The sequence below is a fragment of the Lysinibacillus sp. UBA6686 genome (assembly GCF_002455205.1).
GTDB classification, from domain to species: Bacteria; Bacillota; Bacilli; order Bacillales_A; family Planococcaceae; genus Lysinibacillus; species Lysinibacillus pakistanensis.
Genome location: NZ_DKJS01000045.1, coordinates 128,007 through 146,288 on the forward strand (window position 1 = coordinate 128,007; position 18,282 = coordinate 146,288).

Below are 18,282 nucleotides of genomic sequence, written 5' to 3' on the forward strand. Positions count from 1 at the left end.
AAGGCACCTCCTCAAATTTTGTTGATACAGAAAGATTCCCACGATGGTCCTTGATTCTTAATTCTGTTTGGTTTTCGGATATTGTTTCTTCTGAAGTGTTTTAGTACGGCTGTATCCCATTATTTTAAGGATTTTACAACTCTATTACATAGAAATGCTATGCTAATGATGAGGTGATTCTGGTGGCAACCATTTTAATTGTTGAAGATGAAATTCCAATCAATGAGCTAATTAAAAGAAATCTTCAATCAGTTGGACATAGATGTATTTCTGCTTTTGATGGAATGGAGGCGATGGACAAGCTTGCACAGCAAGAAATAGATCTTGTATTGTTGGATATTATGCTTCCAGAGATTGATGGATTTGAAGTATTTCAGCGGATTCAGGGGACGCCTACTATTTTTTTGACAGCTCGAAGCAGTTTGTCAGATAAGGTAAAGGGGCTGACTCTCGGAGCAGACGATTATCTTGTTAAGCCATTTGAGATGCTGGAGCTGTTGGCTCGAGTTGAAGCATTATTAAGACGCACGAACAAAGAAAAAAGAAATTTTGAATTAGATGGTGTGGAAATCGATTTTAAAAGCAGACAAGTATTCCTTCATAAAAATCTAGTTGAATGTACGCCGAGGGAATTCGATTTGCTGGAGGTATTGGTAAATAATCGTAATATTGCATTATCACGAGATAAGTTGCTGGAGCTTGCTTGGGGCTATGATTATATGGGAGATACAAGAACAGTAGATGTTCATATTCAAAAGCTAAGAAAGAAACTAAAACTAGAATCTAGAATTAAAACTGTCTATAAAATGGGATACCGTTTGGAAGTGTAAAATATGAAAATAAAGACTTTTTTATTCACACTTATGCTATTTCTCTTATTTTTTTACAGTGGAATTATACTCATTTCAGCAATGACGCTTATAAGCAATCTGGAAAGTTCTAAAGATCGCAGTCTAAGAGAGCATTATTTTATCGCATCTTCGTATGCAAAGGATTTAAATGCATTAGAAAATAGAGGTCTTTCTATCGATAATGGATTGGAATCTCTTTATCGCTCTTATTTTAATTTTTATAGTAAACAAAAAGTGATATTGACTATTTCAAAGGAGAACAAGCAACTTTATGCAGATTTAATAGAAGAGTCCTATGAACTACCTGAAATCCCTAAAACTATTAAAACAAGTGAAAGGCTTGTTTCGATTGAAAAGCTTGCAGATAAGGAGTACATCAGAGTGGTAGGCACTCTGCCGGCACCATATGATTCCTATACACTTACCTATTTTTATAATGTATCTGATGTTATTTCTTCATGGAACAAAATGACAGTTTCGCTGTTTTTAATTGGGATGCTAATCTGTGGATTCCTAGCAGTTTCTTTATTATTTGTACTGAATCGTGTGTTTAAGCCATTGCAGCTCATTTCGTCTACTTCTAAAAGTATTGCAAACGGGCAATATGGAAAAAGGATTGAGGTTAAAGGAGATGATGAACTCGCTGAAATGGCACAAAGTTTCAATCATATGGCTGAAGAAATACAAAGTCAGATGCAGCAGCTTGCTATTGCAGCGGAACAGAAGCAACAGTTTGTTGATAATTTAGCTCACGAACTTAGAACACCCTTAACATCGATTTATGGCTATGCAGAATATATTCAGAAGATCGTTCGTACTGAAGAGGATAGAATTTTTGCAACAAATTATATAATGTCTGAATGCCGTAGACTGCAAAATATTGCTAATCGATTACTGGAGATGGCAACTCTTCGCACAAGCGAAAGTGAACGGAAAAAAGTTGAAATGAGCGAGCTAATTCATGATGTTGAGCAATCTTTATCTATGAAAGCAAAGAAAAAACAGATCGAGATATCCTATGAGTATCATTTTAATACACTGTTTTGTGACGCAGATCTCATGCATATTCTGCTAGTTAATTTAATCGATAATGCGCTTAAAGCTTGTAGTTCAGGTGGATTGATTACACTAAATGCCTATATAGAGAATGAACATAAGGTAATTGTTGTTCAAGATAATGGAAAAGGAATATCCAAGGAACATCTTAATCATATAACAGAAGCATTTTACCGGGTAGATTCTTCTCGAAGTCGCTCTGCTGGAGGTGCAGGATTAGGTTTAACGCTTTGCAAGCAAATTGCGATTAATCATGAAGCAGAGCTAAGTTTTTCATCGGAAATTGGTAAAGGGACAACAGCTAAAGTAATTTTTACAAGTTAATAATAAGTTCATGATAGTTTGATAACCTTCTGTCTATATACTCATAACTGTGATCACACCATACAAATGAGAAGGAGAATGACATGAAAATGGCTAAAAAAAATGAAATGAAGAAGCTTGTACTAGGATCTGTAGGAGCAATAGCTGTAACTACAATGGTGTTTAGTGGCATTAATCAAACAATTAAGGCGGCTGAAATTGGAAAAACGCAGATGGTTCCTACTAGCTATAATGTATCTTATACGGAAATCGGAAGTAAAAGCGTACCACAGGATTATGTAAAAAAAGATTATAAAATAAAGTTCGTTGGAGAAGACAAACCGACTGTAAACGACATGAAGATGGAAGAGGCAGCAGAGCTTGCGAGCCAAAATCTGTGGAAGGTTTTCAAACTTGATTTGAATGGTAAAACGGTAGAAATGACGTATAATCCAGTAAACAATGAGACACTGCAACGTGCTACATGGGAAGCAAATGTTAAAATCAATGATATGCTGTCATATGCATTTCAATTAGATGCAGTAACAGGAGAAAATCATTTAATAGCAAAGTGGGTTTACCATAAAGCAAAAATTAGTGCAGGCATGGATAAAAATCTATTAAAGAATAATCAGGAATATCAAATTTTAGCAAAAGAGGCAGTAGAAAAATATCAATTATTATCTGGTAAAATAACAGTTGTTGAGTATAGCGGACAAGGGTATTCAGAAGATAGACAAGGGGGTAAAAATGCGGACATTTTCTTCCGTGTAAGGTCTGATAAAGGTGAGGCTGTGCAAATCGTTTTCTCTAGACATAATAAAGAACTTCTTCAGGTGGGCTATGACAGCTGGATGAAGGAAACGGAGCGACATGAAAAGAAAATAGAGCAAGAATTAAAAGAACTGAATACTAGAGAAGTAATTTTTACAGAAGAGCAGCGAAAGAAATTTGAAGAAGAAGGGCCGATGCTGTTGGAAATAAAAGACTAAACTAGTTTAAATAAAGGAAAACGTTTTAAAGATAAATAACAATAGTAGTGCTATCGTACTTTGTTATAAATACGATAGCACAACAAGATTATTGAAATTTACTAAAATGAACAGTAAAACAGAAGGGAAGAATTAAGAAATTGTATCTCAAAAGGATTAGTTTTATACTATGCATCTTATTTATTTCTATGTTTACTGTACATAGTGCACAAGCAAGTGGTGTTTTTGTAGATATTCCGAAACAAGATGAAGCATTTGAAGAGATTAATTATTTAGTGAATTTAGGTGTTATTAAAGGATATACGGAAAAAGGTAAAATGTATTATAAACCTAATAATAACGTAACGCGTGGACAAGCGGCAAAAATGGTTGTTGTAGCTTCGGGCAACAAACCGCTAGTTGTTCATACATCAAGCTTCTCAGATGTAAAAGCTGGCTCGGAGCTTTCAGGCTATGTAGAACGTGCTGTACAGCTCGGCTTCTTTCAAACAAATACAAAAGGACAATTTTTACCGAATAAACCTTTAACTCGTGATGAAATGAGTTATGTATTAACGAAGGCGTTTAAGCTTGATACAAGTGAGTATGAAAATAGCGATTCTCCTTTTATGGACGTTAGTATTAACCATCCATACGTTACATATGTAAATACGATTTATTATAACGGTGTCACAAAGGGGAGTAATCAAAAATATAATCCAAACGAACAGGTGACACGTAAACAATTTGCGTTATTTGTAGCGCGAGCAAAAAATGAAAAATATCGCTTAGATGTACCTGTAAAAGGTATGGCTACACCTGATGCATCACAGGTTATTGGATTAGTTGCTGCGACAACCGATGGATTAAATATTCGTAAATCTAAAGACACTTCATCTGCTGCTAATATTGTAGGTACAGCCCATAAAGGTGGTATACTTTCAGTCCATGCGGTTGAAGGAGATTGGTTAAAGGTTTCAAATAAAGGCTCCTTTGCTTATATTTATAAAACATATACACAATTTTTAGATGCAGATGGTAACGCATTAGGAAATGATGTTCAAAAGCAGGTTACTACAACACAAAATATAAATCTTTATGTAAAGCCAACAACTTCTTCAAAGGTAATTTCGACTGTAGATAGTAAAGTGACATTGCCAGTTTATAAGACGGTAGATGGCTACTATTTAACTGTAGTAAATGATTTACCTGGCTATATTGTGATGAATAGTACAGAGGATGCTGTAGTAGAAAACCCTTCTAATCCAAATCCAACACCACCATCCGTTTCAGGTGACCTATTAGGCCGCGCAACAGTGGATAATTTAAATATCCGTCAAGAAGCAAACGCTACTTCTACGGTTGTAAGTAAGCTGAGAAAGGGCGAATATGTTCAAGTAAATAGGATTAATGGTTATTGGGCACAGGTTACTTATAAAGGGCAAGAAGGATATATTCATAAATCCTATATAAAGCTATTAAACCAAAGCGATCATCCCTTAAAAGATCGGGTTATCATTATTGATCCAGGACATGGTGGCAAGGATTCTGGTAATACTGTCGGTACCATTTATGAGAAAGATATTGTATTAAAGGTTAGTAAATTGGTGGAGCGAAAATTAGCTGCAACAGGGGCCAATGTTTTAATGACACGTACTGATGATGTGTATCCTACATTACCAGACCGAGTAGATTTTACAAATGTGAACTATGGTGAAATTTTTGTCAGCATCCATGCGAACTCTGTTTTAAATAATACTACTGCAAATGGCACTGAAACATTTTATGCGATGACATCAGGGGATAAGCAAGAGAGTATTGATCTTGCGACATTTGTGAACAATCAAATTGTTAATGATTTAAAGATGAAGAACCGAGGCGTCAAAAATGAACAATTCTATGTAATTCGCAACACAATTATTCCAGCTATTCTAGTTGAACTAGGCTTCCTAACAAATAGTGAAGATCGCGCTAAATTGACAGATGATCATTATATTGAACTATTTGCTGAATCTATCTACAAGGGTATTGTGGAATATTACTCAAAACAATGAGAAAAAGAGCTACAACGCGCTAGATAAACGTTGTAGCTTTTATTCGTTTTATTAAAAAGACTTACTTATCCTATTTTATTTCGAATTTGCATGAAGTGTTCTATTGATGAATTGAGCAAAGTTTTGACGTGTCACAGTAGCATTTGGTTTAAATGTGTGATCCGCATAGCCCGTTGTGATGCCGAGTGCATAAAGTGCTTGTATCTCTTTAAAATAGGCGTGAGCATTAGGTACATCTGAAAAGGTGATTTCTACAATTCCCTGCAACTTGAAGCCATTAACAAGTGCTCTTGCCATAGCAGCTCGAGTCATTGGCTGATGAGCATTTATTTTGCCATCCTCTAAAGTAATAATGCCATAGCGTGCGCCTGTTGCTAATACGGCATAGCCATAATCACCTGCTTTAATATCTTGGGCATTTAATGCAGCTGAGCTTGAAGTAGGAATATTTAGTGCTCGTAGTATCATTTCTGTTGCCTGTAAGCGTGTCAAAGTACCCTGTGGATTAAATTTCCCATTACTTCCTTTGACAATTCCTAATGCTTGTAAATTTTTAATATCATAGTAAGCTCCATTCGATTTGGCTACATCCTGGAAGAATGGTGCAGCCGCAATTGTTGCTTTATTGGAACCTTTTGCGCGTGTGAGCGTTTTAATTTCTGCAATCGTAGCATATTTTTCATCAGCATTTTTACGATCATCACGCCCTTCTATAAAGGATGTACGTATTGTATATGTTCCAGCAGCTAAATTACCAGGCATAAAAATTTGATATTTTTCTGTGTGAGAACTGATGTCTTTTTGATCAGCATTATTTGTTGTAGCATCTGCAGCTAGCCCGGGTATGTAGCGTTCATGCCCTTTGCCTACGACTTTATCGTTTGCATCTAAAATCTCTACTTGCAAGGTACCGCGTGCTGGCACATTGCCATTATTTTTAATCGTGACAGTAGAGTAGAAAACAAACTTTCCGGACGGAGCTACATAACCTTGAACACTATCAGAGTATAGTGACAGATTATAACGACGTGGAACAAAACCATTGTGATTTTCGGATACCCAATTTAAAGCATGCTTCATAAATACTTGGGCATCTTTGTCGCCATGTGTTGTTGAATAGGCAGTCCCATTTTCATTATCCTGCCAATCTGCTTTCGTATCTATATCAATATAATCATAGATTTTAAAGCCGATTTGAACGACTCGGCCTTTGCCATATTCGATAGCATGTGCTGCACCAAATTCATTTTTTTTCATAGTCTTCGGTTTATCTGTACTATTATAATCTGAGAAATATAATAGAGGTGTTGCAGACCCACCTTGCCAAGGTTTTATGATTTCCACCCAATCTTGATCTGTTTTTGTAAGACTAATCTTACTTTTGCCAAGCTCTTTTGTTGTATGTTGAATAATGGGATGAACGGTATTAACATTACTTATTGTTGAATTTCCAAGCATAATATCGTCAATAAAACGTGAATGGAAGACCTCCGTTAAATTATCCCACTCCATAACCCATGAATTTACATCATAAATTAAAGGAGAAAGATCCATTTGACCTGGCTTAGGAAATTTAGTAGATTCGTTCCGTGCTGTTTGGAATGCAAAGATGGCACCGCCACCATTTCTTATGTACATTTTTACATTTTCACGTTGCTGATGATTCATCATAACTGTATGAGCGAAGACGATTGCGTCATATTGACTTAAATTTTCTAGATTATTTAGGTCCTTCTCATAAATTTTTTCTACTTGAAAGCCCTGTTGCTGATAGAGGAGAAAAGCCTTTAATTCTTTATTATAAGTAGAGCTATAATCTACCTTGGGTGAAACAGCTTGTCCTTTATATGTACCACCTGGGTGTGTTGTATTCGCATATTTTTCACTGCTTTCTGAAAAAACAACACCGATTTTTTGTGCTGCTTTTGCTTCCGTAGGTGATAAGGAAGCAATCACTATAAAAGTACAAAGTAAGAAAAATGAAACGCATAATTTCTTCATTAAATCCACATCCTTTATTTGTATATTACATCAACGTGCATGACTATTACTCATCATACATCTAAATAATGGATGAATCATTAATATTTGGCTCTTTTCTAAAATTTTCATCTGCTATTTTTAAATTAAAGAAAGTATGGATATATTATAAAATGGTTTCTAATTCCCATTTGGACAAATAGAGAAATGATCGAATAATTTCATATAAAATACATTCATTCCTTTCTATAAGTCTACCTGTATTTATGATATAATAACCTTTGTTTTGTATAGAAAATGAAAGAATTACACAACGATGATTCACGATAGAGGAGGGCAATCACATCTACTGAGATGTATGACATTTATGAATAAACTGAAACAAACTTTTGAAAAGGTCAACAAGATTGATACGTTTTCACCGTACTTCTTTTTACCTTTTATATTAGTACTCTATTTCTTTACAAGTCTTTTTGATTTCCATCGATTTGAACTATTTAATGTACGTGTGTCAATTTGGCCAGCGGTACTTTTAGCGATTGCTTGCTATTATATTGGGGTCTTTATTATTGATAAATTGCAGTGGACAATCCCATCATTTGGTTTATCCTTCTTTGGGAAGTATGTTGTTCATTTCATTGTATTTTTAACATTACTTGGTCTAGCGTCATACTTTTTAATGATTTTTGGTGGGGGATTAGGAATTGCTGATGAATCCAACCGACGTAACCTCAATCCAAAGTTAAACTTCTTTGCCCAATTATTATGGTTTGGTGTGTTATTGCTATTATCCTATAAAATGATATTAGAAAAGCACATGTCATGGAAGAAAGTTTTAATATATGGTTCCATTTACGCTGGTGTTATGTTCTTATTCTTATTAATGGGATATCGTACACCACTAATTATCATGTTATTTACAGGTATTATTATTTTCCACTATGTTGTAAAGCGTGTGAAACTGACATGGTTCCTGACTGCATTATTGGTGATTGGTGTAGTATTTTCAATGTTCGGCTTCCTCCGTGTTTTAACTGAGGATACAACGAAGGAATTTAATAGCCGTGAACAGCCAGATGTAGAATTAACCGAATCAGAAAAAGAAAAGCTGTTAACTGTGGAGCAAAAAGTTAATTTAACACCTAAATGGATTCGTTCATTAAATGGTGAAAGTGTGACTGGTCATATTGTTTTAAGTAAAATTATGGAGTATACACAGGAGGAAGGTTACCTAAATGGAGAAATTCATGGGGGTATCTTCAGTACGATTTTACCGGGTGAGCAAGTGTCACCACGTATGCGAGTAACCGAGGTTGTCAACTCCCTAAGTGTTGAGGAAGGTAAATATATCACACGTCCAACAAGAACAACTACACCGACATTTATCGGCCAATTATTCTTAGATGGTGGTTATTTGCTTGTGGCAATTGGCTTCTTCTTGTATGGGGTACTAATTTCACTTATTTATAATAAAGTGAAGCAAGGTGGTATCCGTAGCTTCCACTCAGTAGCCTATGCTTTTGTTATTACTTTATTTACAGTATCAATGCACACAGGCTTACTAGATTTAATCTTTATTTTAATGCTTGGCTTTGTGATATTAGCCTCAGCGATTATAAAAACGGAAAACAAAAAACTTCGCTATTAACATCTAAAGGTGTCTCAAATTTTTTTGAGGCATCTTTTTTTATAAAATTATTACCCAAGCAATATTTTTGAGATGTATGGAAAATTATACCGTTTAATCTTTATGAATAAAGGGGTTTTATTCAAAAGTTTTTGGGTCGAATACATTTGGAAATCTTTGTTTTTGAGGGAGGGTTGCTGAAGTGATGAGAAAAAGTGCATGATTGACTCGTAATTGTGCTAGATAGAAGGCTACTTGTGCTAAATAGACTAACAATCTTCAGAGCCCAATAGTTATTATATTTATAAGCTTTTCTGTAGTGTGCTTCGTTTTGCCACAGAGTACTACATGTCAGCGATATAATAGTTTTTCAACAAAAGAAAAGTCGCCCTTGCATGAAGGACGACTTTTCTTTTATTTTACAGTGTTAATCACCTGTACATAGTCCTTACTAATAAAAGCTGTTCCTGAATGAAGCTTATCAGAAAGGACTTCATACCAGCCATTTGTAGCAGAGCTTGTAATGATAACAGGCATACCACTTCTTGCATAAGTGAATAGTGGGCTATTGCTTGTCGATGCATCTGTACGAACATTTAAACCAGTAGTCGTTGTGATACCAACTATATATGGATTTTTGGCATCCTTAAAGCCTAAAGCCTTTTCAGCACGGTAGTAATGACCTGCAATTTTCGCTCCCCAGAATGGATCAGAAGCATATTTCACATTAAAGCCAACAGCCTTTGAACCAACTACTGCACCATTAGCATAGTTTCTTCCAGGAGACCCCCCTGGAGTAATGTAGTTTGGCTGAAGGAACTTTTCAACAAGCTCACTGATATTTGCAGCAACACTATCAAATTTTTTGTTTAGTGGGTTTGTATCATATTCATATAAACCAAATAAATTATTTAAGTTTTGGGCGTTCTTACTCATACCATAAGCACTTTCATGCTGAGCAAGTGATAAAATAAGCAGCGCATTAATTTGTGAATTCTCTTCTACCTCTTTTAATATTTGCCCTAAGCCAATAAGCTTACTTTTCGTTGTAGCATCTTTATAGAGAGTAATCCCTGTGCTTTCCACTTCCGCTAGTTTGTTCATAATATACGCATCAAGTTCCTCTGCTGTATATTGTGTTTTAGCGCGAGCCGGTAAAAATTGATAGTAATTATAGGCCTCACCCTTAGATGAGCCATCTCCATTTGTGAAAAAGATACCATCCCAGCTATAGTATTTTTCGCCTGACTTCATAAAGGAAGGTGCTTTTCCGAAGACATAGCTAGATGAATACTTATTAGTTTTGTAATCGTAAAGCGTGTGCTTAATTTCACCATTTTCATTTGAATAGTAAGAACGACCTTTACTCATTGAAAATGGGATTAATGTCACATCTGCGTGCTTTAAATAGCCTACTTGTCCTGCTAGTCGAACCTTCACCTGCGTAGCATCACTGCTAAGATATTCCATTTCAGTATCCCCAGCAACCCCAATTTGATCCTTAATTGTTTCTGAGTTTAAGACAACATAATTATTTGTCACAACATAGCCAGAGGACATTTTCATAATTTTATTATTTTGAACAATTACCTGCGTATTGTTTGTTATAGCCTTCTCGGCAGCATCAAAGGTAGTAAATTCTTGATTACCAACCAATGTGCCATTGGAGATTTCCTTCACAGCAAACTTAGTGGTATTTGATTCACCTGGGCTTGGAGTACCACTGTTAGGGTCACCAGAGTTTGACTCCCCACCATCACCGCTACCAGTATTTGCATCAGCAAGTGTCATTAATCGATGGATAAATGTAGCCGCTTGACCGATTGTTGCATTTTTTTCTGGCATAAAGTAACCATTCGAGCCCTTAATGATTTCTAATTGAGCACCTATAGCTACTGCCTGGCGATATTCTTTAATAATTGCTGCGTTATCCTTAAAGGTAATAGAAGAAGTACCTTTTGGAATTTCTAAAAAGTTTATTGCTCTTTCCAGCATTATCGCCATATGCTGTCTTGAAATAGCTGCATTCGGTTTAAATGAGCCATCTTTGTAGCCTGTAATAATTCCAGCCGTGGCAGCGAGCTGAATATCTGTCGCATACAAATATGTACTTGGGACATCAGTAAATACGATGTTGTTTGCTTCTTCAAGATTCATAGACTTTGCTAAATAAGATGCGAATTCGCCACGGGTTACATTGGCATTTGGACGGTAGCTTCCTTTGGCATCTGTGATTAATGCATTTTTGGAAATTAAATAACGAAGACCCGGTTCATGGTCATGTCCTGACAGTTCATCGGCTGATGCTAGCTGTGGCTGCATAAAAAGCAAGCCAACTACAGTCATGAGCAATGCTATGATTGATAGTTTTTTCATATTTTTACCCTCCTAAACTTCTACATCATTTTAACAAAGTTATAGTGTCGCGATAAGGGTCAAATGTTAGAAAAATCGTAAAATGAGACTATATAAACAGTTTTCTTTACAATTAAATGAAACTGGAAAATAGCATAAATGTTCCATAGCTATTTTGGCATATTTTTGATAATGTTATAGAAGTAAAATATGTGAGGGGAGAGTGAGGGCTCTAAATTATTTGGGAGCGCAAAAAATGAAAAGAATAGCAAAAAATTTACTAGTTTTAGTTGTGTTATTGTCAATGGTGATGACCCCGTTAAATGCTTATGCATCTCAAACGGTCAAAAAGGATTATCCGCTCTCGAAAGGTGTGCAGTATAAACAATATACATACAGCAATACCTATACAAATTCCATTAATCATATTGCAATTAATGTAGGTGATCCAACAACAGAAGTACAATTAGGTATGCCTGCAGCAGTCAATGGAAAAGAATCGACAACAGCAAATGCTAATCGTCTTTCACGTGAAGGCAATCGTGTAGTGGGTGCTATTAATGCAAGCTTTTTTAATATGTCTGAAGGCTACCCATTATTTTTATTAGCAAAAAATAATGTGATTTTAAATGGCGGGGCTGTGTCAAATGGCTCTGATCAATATATGAATGTACCTACTGCATTTGGGATGGCAGCAGATGGACGCGGTGTTATTGATTATTTTGACTTTGATGTCACGCTTTCTCATAACGGTACAAATTATGAAATGTCAGGTATGAATCGTGAACGTAATATCTATGAATCAATTATTTATACGCCACAATTTTATAGTAAAACAACAGATACAAATGAATATGGTTTTGAAATCGTCGTAGATACGGGTGAACCAATTACTGAAAATAAATTTGGACAAACGTTAACTGGAAAGGTGACTAAAATTACACCTTACGGATCAAAGGAAAAGGTATCCATTCCTGCGACTGGATTCGTAGTATCTTTACAAGGTGGAGATTGGCACAAGAAGCTAAGCCAAATAGCAATTGGAGATGAGCTAAGTGTTAACTTCTCAATTGATAAGCTTTGGCAGGATGCACAGTTTATCATGGCAAGTGGTCCATATTTAGTAAAAGATAATAAGCCTTACATTATGATGAGCACATCTAGCTCTCGGGCGAAAGAAGTTGCACCACGAACAGTTGTAGCTACAAGTAATAATGGGAAAACAGTTCATTTTATTACAGTTGATGGGCGTCAAAGTCATAGTAAGGGAATGAATATGGTTCAACTTGCGAACTATTTAGTATCTCTTGGNNTTGGTGTAGATCAAGCGATTAACTTAGATGGTGGCGGCTCAACAACAATGGGTATTCGCAACTACGGTAGCAATAATGTTGTATTAGCAAATCTACCTTCTAATTCAGGTAATACACAGCGTCTTGTGTCCGCAACATTACAAGCTGTAAGTACGGCACCAACTGGTAAAGCAGCGAAAATTGAATATACAAATAGTACAAACTATGCAACTCTTTTAGCAGGTGCATCGTCTAGTATAGCAGTAAAATATGTTTTAGATGAAAACTATAATACACTTCCACTTGATGGTCGATTATCGCTAACATCTGAGAATAATACTCTAAATATTAACGGCTTGAATTATACTTCAACGAAAGCTGGCAATGATCGTATTAACATCAACTATGATGGCTCACCTGTACAATCATTCCAAGTCAAAGTAGTAGATGCTGCAGCAACAATGAGCGTTGCGCCGAAATCAAAATCAGTGAGCGCTGGCGATACTGTCAAATTTACTATGGATGCAAAGGATGACGAGGGCAAACCTCTAGTTTACAATGCATCACAGGTAAAATGGTCTGTAGAAGGAGATATTGGTACCATTACTAATGATGGTAAGTTTACAGCTAAAAATCCAGGTGCTACTGGTAAGATAGTGGCAACGTTAGGAACAAAAAGTGAAGCGGCTACGGTAACTGTAGCAAAAGCTGCTTTATTTAAAGACATTCCAAATAATTATGTGTACTATAAGGAAATTGAATATTTAACGAAAAATAAGATTATTACAGGGCAAGCAGATGGCACATTTAGACCGAATGATAAACTGACAAGAGCACATGCGGCAGTCATTATTAGTCGAGCACTTGGTTTAAATACGTCAAATGTAAAAAATCCAGGATTGAAAGATATCCCTGCGAATCACGTATACTATAAACAGATTGCAGCAGTTGTAGAGGCAGGTATTATGAGTGGAAAAGGTGACAATACCTTTGATCCGAATGGTACCTTGACTCGTGCACAAATGGCAAAAGTAGTAGCATTAGCTTATAAATTAAATGGGACAAGCAGCATTAACTTTAAAGATGTACCGAAGAATCATTGGGCTTACTCATATGTTCAACAGTTAGCGGCAAATAAAATTACAACTGGCTATAACGATAATACGTACAAGCCAAATGAATCTATTAGTCGCGCTCACTTCGGATTATTCCTATATAGAGCCATTCAGCCAGGGAAATAGTCTTTAAAGAAGGGCATTGTATGTAAAAAATAGCAAACTAGTCACTATATCTAGTTTGCTATTTTTGTTTATCTTCATCCAGTAGAAGACTCCTACCTCTACAGGTGGTGAGATGAATGCGGATTTGGTTCCTTTTCATTGGGTGTCCAAACACCTACTGAAATAGCGGAACTCAGTCTAGGAACGCCACGTCCTGTGGCAACGACTGAGTGACCAACATCATGTTAGCCCAAAGCCTCTGGCAGATGTCACGGATTTTCAAAGGAATGAATTGTGCGGGCACAATTCAAAATCCGGACGCAATTACGCCAAGGCGAAATTGATAAAGACTAGTAGATTCATCATGAGAAGTCGATTCGGACGACTGCTAGATTAACCTCACATTAAAGGGATGAATCAACTAGTATAAAGCTTCTCTTTTTTTTACTATTTTTAAAAAGAATGATGATGAACAATTGTGGTATAATCTCAGTATTAAAAAGTAAAAGGATGTTTTTTAATGAAAATAGGCATTGTGGGGAATTACGGCAATGATAATAATGGTGATGAATCAATATTATACGGCATTCTTCAACAAGTAAAACAAACATTTTCGGTAACTAGTGATGACATTACCGTTTTTAGTAATAACACACAACAAACATCCGAGCGTTATGGGGTACATAGCTATCCATTGTATTACAGAAAGAGTAACTTATTTAAAACGTTTATCCATACTTATAAAAATAATAAACCATACGTATCAAAATTTGACCTCCTCATCATTGGTGGAGGTGGTATTTTAATGGATTTCTATAAACGTGAGGCTCACCTGTATGGAGCATATGCAATGATGGCCAAGCAAAGTAATATTCCCTACATTATTTACGGATGTGGTGCTGGACCACTGGATACATTTTCTGGAAAGATTAGCATACGTGCTATGTGTCGTTATGCAGCAAGTATTTCTGTAAGGGATCCTCAGTCTAAAAAGCTATTGCAAAGTATTGGCGTAAAAAAGCCAATCGAAATTATTGGTGATCCTGCCTTTACATTAAAGGGGGATCGCCATAATTACGCTGAAAAACCGGTTAAAATAGGGGTGTCAGCGGTTCCTTACTATAATGCAAATTATTGGCCAGAAGGAAATGTTGAAAAATACGATGCATACGTGACAAGTATGGCAAAAAATTTAGATCATGTAATTTCTGAACACAATATCCAAATTACTTTTTTTGCTACAAAGTTTCCGCAGGACGTTACTGTGACGAAGGATATTCAGAAAAAAATGCTGCAACGTGCACATACAGAAATTATTGAGGAAAATTTGGTGCCAGAGCGATTACTTGAAGTAACTGAGGAGCAGGATATTATTATTGGTACACGTTTGCATTCTCTTATTTTGGCAACGAATTCAGAAACACCAATTATTGCAATATCCTACCATACAAAAGTTCAGGATTTTATGTCCTTTGTGGGCGCATCAGATCGTTGCTTACAAATGCAGGATTTAGAGGATGATGAGAAGGCCCTATCCACAATGGTTGGCAAACTAAGTAGCGATTGGAAGCAGTCAATTGCAGAGACGAAACAAATTGCTACACAAATTCATAAAGAGGCCATGCATGGTCAGGAATTAATGAAAAAGGCAGTGACACGTCTATGAAAAAAATACTCGTCATTAGTAATATGTATCCAACATCTGATCATTTATCATTCGGTATTTTTGTGAAAAACCAAGTCACAGCACTTGAAAAAGCAGGGCTAGATGTAGAAATATCTGTGAATACTAACCCAGCAACAGGTAAGAAAAACACTATTATGAAATATGCAAAATGGGGTTTTTCAACATTGATGAAGGGCTTTAAATATAGAAAATCCATTGATGTTACACACGCCCATTATGTGTTCCCTTCTGGTATGCTGTCTTTACTTTTGAAGAAAATGTTTGGTATACCGTTTATTGTCACAGCCCATGGTGGCGATATAGAACGTATGGCTAAAAAGAATGCAAGAATTCGCAATTGGACAGCAAGTATTTTGCGTGAAAGTGAGCACGTTATCGCAGTGGGTCCTGTCCTAGCGCAACAAATAGAACAAGATTTTGGCATTGAACAGAATAAAATTTCTGTTGTTAGCATGGGGGTCAATCGAGAGGTATTCACCAAAGAAAGCCAAGCTGCTATACGTACAGAATTACAATTAGCTGCTGAGCCCTTCCGATTTTTATTTGTTGGAAATGTGATTAAGCAAAAAGGTGTTGAAGAGCTATTACAGGCTTTCCAAATGCTTAAAACAAAGGTATCACGTCCTGTAGAGTTAACGATTGTAGGCTCTAGAAGAGACCAGACATTTTACCAATCCCTGCAACCATTAATTAGTGAGGACGTCAAATTTGTAGATCCACTAAAACAACAAGAACTAGTGAAGTGGTTCCAAGCAAGTGATGTCTTTGTATTACCATCCCATTTAGAAGGGTTTGGATTAGTAGCATTAGAGGCATTAGCAACAGATACACCTGTTATTGCATCAAATGTAGGTGGCCTTGTCTCTTTGCTTGGGGAAGGCGCAGGGCATTTAGTGGAGCCCGAAAATGCTATGGTTTTATCTGAGGAGATGCTGCGTGCCGTGAACACGCCAAAAGAACAATATATGAATCGTGAAGCAGTCGATAAAGTATTAGATATTCACGATGAAAAAAATATAACAGCTCGCTGTATAGCGATTTATAAGTCGGCCATTGAAGGTGGGGATGACTTATGAATAATTTCTTAAAAATAATCGGGGCAGTTACGATTATTAATATTGTATCTCGTGTTTTTGGATTCTTACGCGAAGTAATTATTGGTTATCAATATGGCAGTAGCCATATTGCTGATAGTATTTTTACAGCTTATACAATTCCAAATTTTTTATATCTAGTCGTAGGTGGTGCATTTACTACTGCTGTTATCACTATTTATAATCGGGAAACAACGGACCGTGCCCTATTTGTTAAACAGTCATTTACAATTGTATTGTTAACTGTTTCCATAATGACCATTGTAATGTTAGCATTTACTAATCCGATTATGGACATGTTTAATCAAGCTAAAGACGAAGATGGGAAATTAAGTGAAAGCGATTTAGAGTTAGCTAAAAATCTGTATTATTGGATGATGCCTTCGTCAATCTTACTTGTATTATCCTCATGGTATAGTGGGTTGCTAAATGCAAATCACAAATTCCATTTGTCTAGTTTTGCCATTTTAATTTATAATGCAGTTTTTTTATTAATTGCTGTAGTTTTATCTAATATTGAAGCTATCGATGCAGTGGGATATGGGATTAGTGCATTAGTAAGTGCGATAATAATGATATACTTCTTAATTATCGGTTATCGTAAAATGGGTTCATATAAGGTTGGTTTTTCATTTGAACGTAATATGGCATCTAAGCAATTGTGGGTAATAATTTTACCGATGATGCTCGGTGGCGCTACAATTCAACTTTATGCATTATTACAGCGTGTTTTTGCAGGGATGTTATCTGAAGGGGCAGTAGCTGCTGTAAACTATGCCTCAAGACTTATGCAATTCCCGCAAGCAATTTTAATTACAGCTGTAACGACTGTTATCTTTCCAATTTTGAGTAAAAAAGAGGCAGAGAATGACCATGCTTCTATTAAAAGCTTATACTCCAAAGGTTTACATTATCTATTGTTGTTGCTTTATCCTGTAACAATCTACTCATATTTTTACGCAGAGAATCTTATACAGGTTGTTTATCAGCGTGGTAATTTTGATGAAGTTTCAACTGCAATTACTACACCAGTAATGGCAATCTTCTGTTTATCGATGTATTTTTTAGCCGCAAACATGTATATAACGCGCTTTTATTATGCAAAGGGTGACTCAATAGCACCGGTTATCTTCAGCTTAATAAATGTATTCGTTGTTAACATTGTCGTTATTATGCTGCTTGTCGATAAATATGGAGCAGAGGCAATTGCATGGGGTACTTTAGTGAGTTCAGTAACAAACTTTATTATGCTGATTGTTTATGCAGCCTATAAGTATGATTTGAAAATGGGTATTTTTAGCAAAGAGCTTCAATTTTTCAGAGCAGTTCCGCCAATGATCATCATCACAATTGTTTTGTATTTTTCAAGTAAGTTTTTAATATTTGACAACAGATATATAACGTTCATTGTAAGCCTTGTTATTTTTAGCGCAGTTGTCGTAGGATCGTATTTATTATTTGGAGTGAAGGAAGTCAAAGAATTTAGTGATAAATTAAAAAGAAAATTTTTAAAGCAATAAAGTAATGGGTATCCGAGAATTCATTTAGGATACCCATTTTTGTTTGGTCTTTATTAAAAAGCTTATCCTCTATACTTGTTAATCATTGTTCTAAAAAATTGTCATATTCATAATGTTTTATAGTAAAAAAATAGGGTCTGTATTATAATTAATTTTATCTCCATTCAGCAGAAGACACCCACCTCTTCAGGTGGTGAGATGAATGTGGTTTTGTTTCCTTTTCAGTGGATGACCAAACACCTACTGAATGAAGATATAGCCTCCGGCGGATG

General features: G+C 35.9%; 11 protein-coding genes. 9 read left to right on the forward strand and 2 right to left on the reverse strand.

Annotated elements, in window-relative coordinates; translation table 11 throughout:
• Window positions 1–182 precede the first annotated feature (182 nt).
• The 4 genes from B2R82_RS11900 (at window position 183) to B2R82_RS11915 (ending at window position 5,235) form a co-directional block, all read left to right on the forward strand.
• Window positions 183–830 carry a response regulator transcription factor gene (locus B2R82_RS11900; RefSeq protein ID WP_286925061.1) on the forward strand — a complete coding sequence of 216 codons (648 nt, stop codon included), beginning with the start codon at window positions 183–185 and terminating at the stop codon, window positions 828–830.
• Window positions 831–911: 81 nt separating this feature from the next.
• On the forward strand, window positions 912–2,231 hold the full coding sequence (locus B2R82_RS11905; protein ID WP_286925062.1) for a sensor histidine kinase: 1,320 nt from the start codon (window positions 912–914) through the stop codon (window positions 2,229–2,231).
• Between the two features lie 83 nt (window positions 2,232–2,314).
• Window positions 2,315–3,202, forward strand: coding sequence for a hypothetical protein (locus B2R82_RS11910; protein WP_286925063.1), 888 nt, complete (start codon window positions 2,315–2,317; stop codon window positions 3,200–3,202).
• Window positions 3,203–3,390: 188 nt separating this feature from the next.
• Window positions 3,391–5,235 carry an N-acetylmuramoyl-L-alanine amidase gene (locus B2R82_RS11915; RefSeq protein ID WP_286925065.1) on the forward strand — a complete coding sequence of 615 codons (1,845 nt, stop codon included), beginning with the start codon at window positions 3,391–3,393 and terminating at the stop codon, window positions 5,233–5,235.
• Between the two features lie 75 nt (window positions 5,236–5,310).
• Here the strand turns inward: B2R82_RS11915 and B2R82_RS11920 are convergent, their stop codons facing one another.
• Window positions 5,311–7,236, reverse strand: coding sequence for an S-layer homology domain-containing protein (locus B2R82_RS11920; RefSeq protein ID WP_286925066.1), 1,926 nt, complete (start codon window positions 7,234–7,236; stop codon window positions 5,311–5,313).
• Between the two features lie 346 nt (window positions 7,237–7,582).
• Between B2R82_RS11920 and B2R82_RS11925 the strand changes: the two genes are divergently transcribed.
• A complete protein-coding gene (locus B2R82_RS11925; protein ID WP_286925067.1) occupies window positions 7,583–8,863 on the forward strand; it encodes an oligosaccharide repeat unit polymerase in 1,281 nt (426 codons plus the stop codon).
• 393 nt (window positions 8,864–9,256) lie between these two features.
• On the opposite strand, the gene B2R82_RS11930 is transcribed toward B2R82_RS11925, so the two are convergent.
• Window positions 9,257–11,218 (reverse strand): S-layer homology domain-containing protein, encoded by a 1,962-nt coding sequence (locus tag B2R82_RS11930; protein ID WP_286925068.1) that lies wholly within the window; start codon window positions 11,216–11,218, stop codon window positions 9,257–9,259.
• 754 nt (window positions 11,219–11,972) lie between these two features.
• Here B2R82_RS11930 and B2R82_RS11935 point away from each other — a divergent pair.
• The 4 genes from B2R82_RS11935 (at window position 11,973) to murJ (ending at window position 18,010) form a co-directional block, all read left to right on the forward strand.
• Entirely contained in the window at window positions 11,973–13,730 is a 1,758-nt protein-coding gene (locus B2R82_RS11935; RefSeq protein ID WP_422655556.1) for an S-layer homology domain-containing protein, read from the forward strand.
• Window positions 13,731–14,229: 499 nt separating this feature from the next.
• Window positions 14,230–15,375 (forward strand): polysaccharide pyruvyl transferase family protein, encoded by a 1,146-nt coding sequence (locus tag B2R82_RS11940; RefSeq protein ID WP_286925071.1) that lies wholly within the window; start codon window positions 14,230–14,232, stop codon window positions 15,373–15,375.
• Window positions 15,372–16,472 carry a glycosyltransferase gene (locus tag B2R82_RS11945; protein ID WP_286925073.1) on the forward strand — a complete coding sequence of 367 codons (1,101 nt, stop codon included), beginning with the start codon at window positions 15,372–15,374 and terminating at the stop codon, window positions 16,470–16,472. The genes B2R82_RS11940 and B2R82_RS11945 overlap by 4 nt, the downstream gene beginning before the upstream one ends.
• Complete coding sequence (gene murJ / locus B2R82_RS11950; protein WP_286925074.1) at window positions 16,469–18,010, forward strand: murein biosynthesis integral membrane protein MurJ; 1,542 nt, start codon at window positions 16,469–16,471, stop codon at window positions 18,008–18,010. Before B2R82_RS11945 ends, murJ begins: the two co-directional genes overlap by 4 nt.
• Window positions 18,011–18,282 lie beyond the last annotated feature (272 nt).

What these genes read in the sequence shown, in the direction of transcription:
- B2R82_RS11905 (WP_286925062.1), top strand. Translation starts at nt 912, where the DNA reads ATGACGCTTATAAGCAATCTGGAAAGTTCTAAAGATCGCAGTCTAAGA.
- B2R82_RS11910 (WP_286925063.1), top strand. Translation starts at nt 2,315, where the DNA reads ATGAAAATGGCTAAAAAAAATGAAATGAAGAAGCTTGTACTAGGATCT.
- B2R82_RS11915 (WP_286925065.1), top strand. Translation starts at nt 3,391, where the DNA reads ATGTTTACTGTACATAGTGCACAAGCAAGTGGTGTTTTTGTAGATATT.
- B2R82_RS11920 (WP_286925066.1), bottom strand. Translation starts at nt 7,236, where the DNA reads ATGAAGAAATTATGCGTTTCATTTTTCTTACTTTGTACTTTTATAGTG.
- B2R82_RS11925 (WP_286925067.1), top strand. Translation starts at nt 7,583, where the DNA reads ATGAATAAACTGAAACAAACTTTTGAAAAGGTCAACAAGATTGATACG.
- B2R82_RS11930 (WP_286925068.1), bottom strand. Translation starts at nt 11,218, where the DNA reads ATGAAAAAACTATCAATCATAGCATTGCTCATGACTGTAGTTGGCTTG.
- B2R82_RS11940 (WP_286925071.1), top strand. Translation starts at nt 14,230, where the DNA reads ATGAAAATAGGCATTGTGGGGAATTACGGCAATGATAATAATGGTGAT.
- B2R82_RS11945 (WP_286925073.1), top strand. Translation starts at nt 15,372, where the DNA reads ATGAAAAAAATACTCGTCATTAGTAATATGTATCCAACATCTGATCAT.
- murJ (WP_286925074.1), top strand. Translation starts at nt 16,469, where the DNA reads ATGAATAATTTCTTAAAAATAATCGGGGCAGTTACGATTATTAATATT.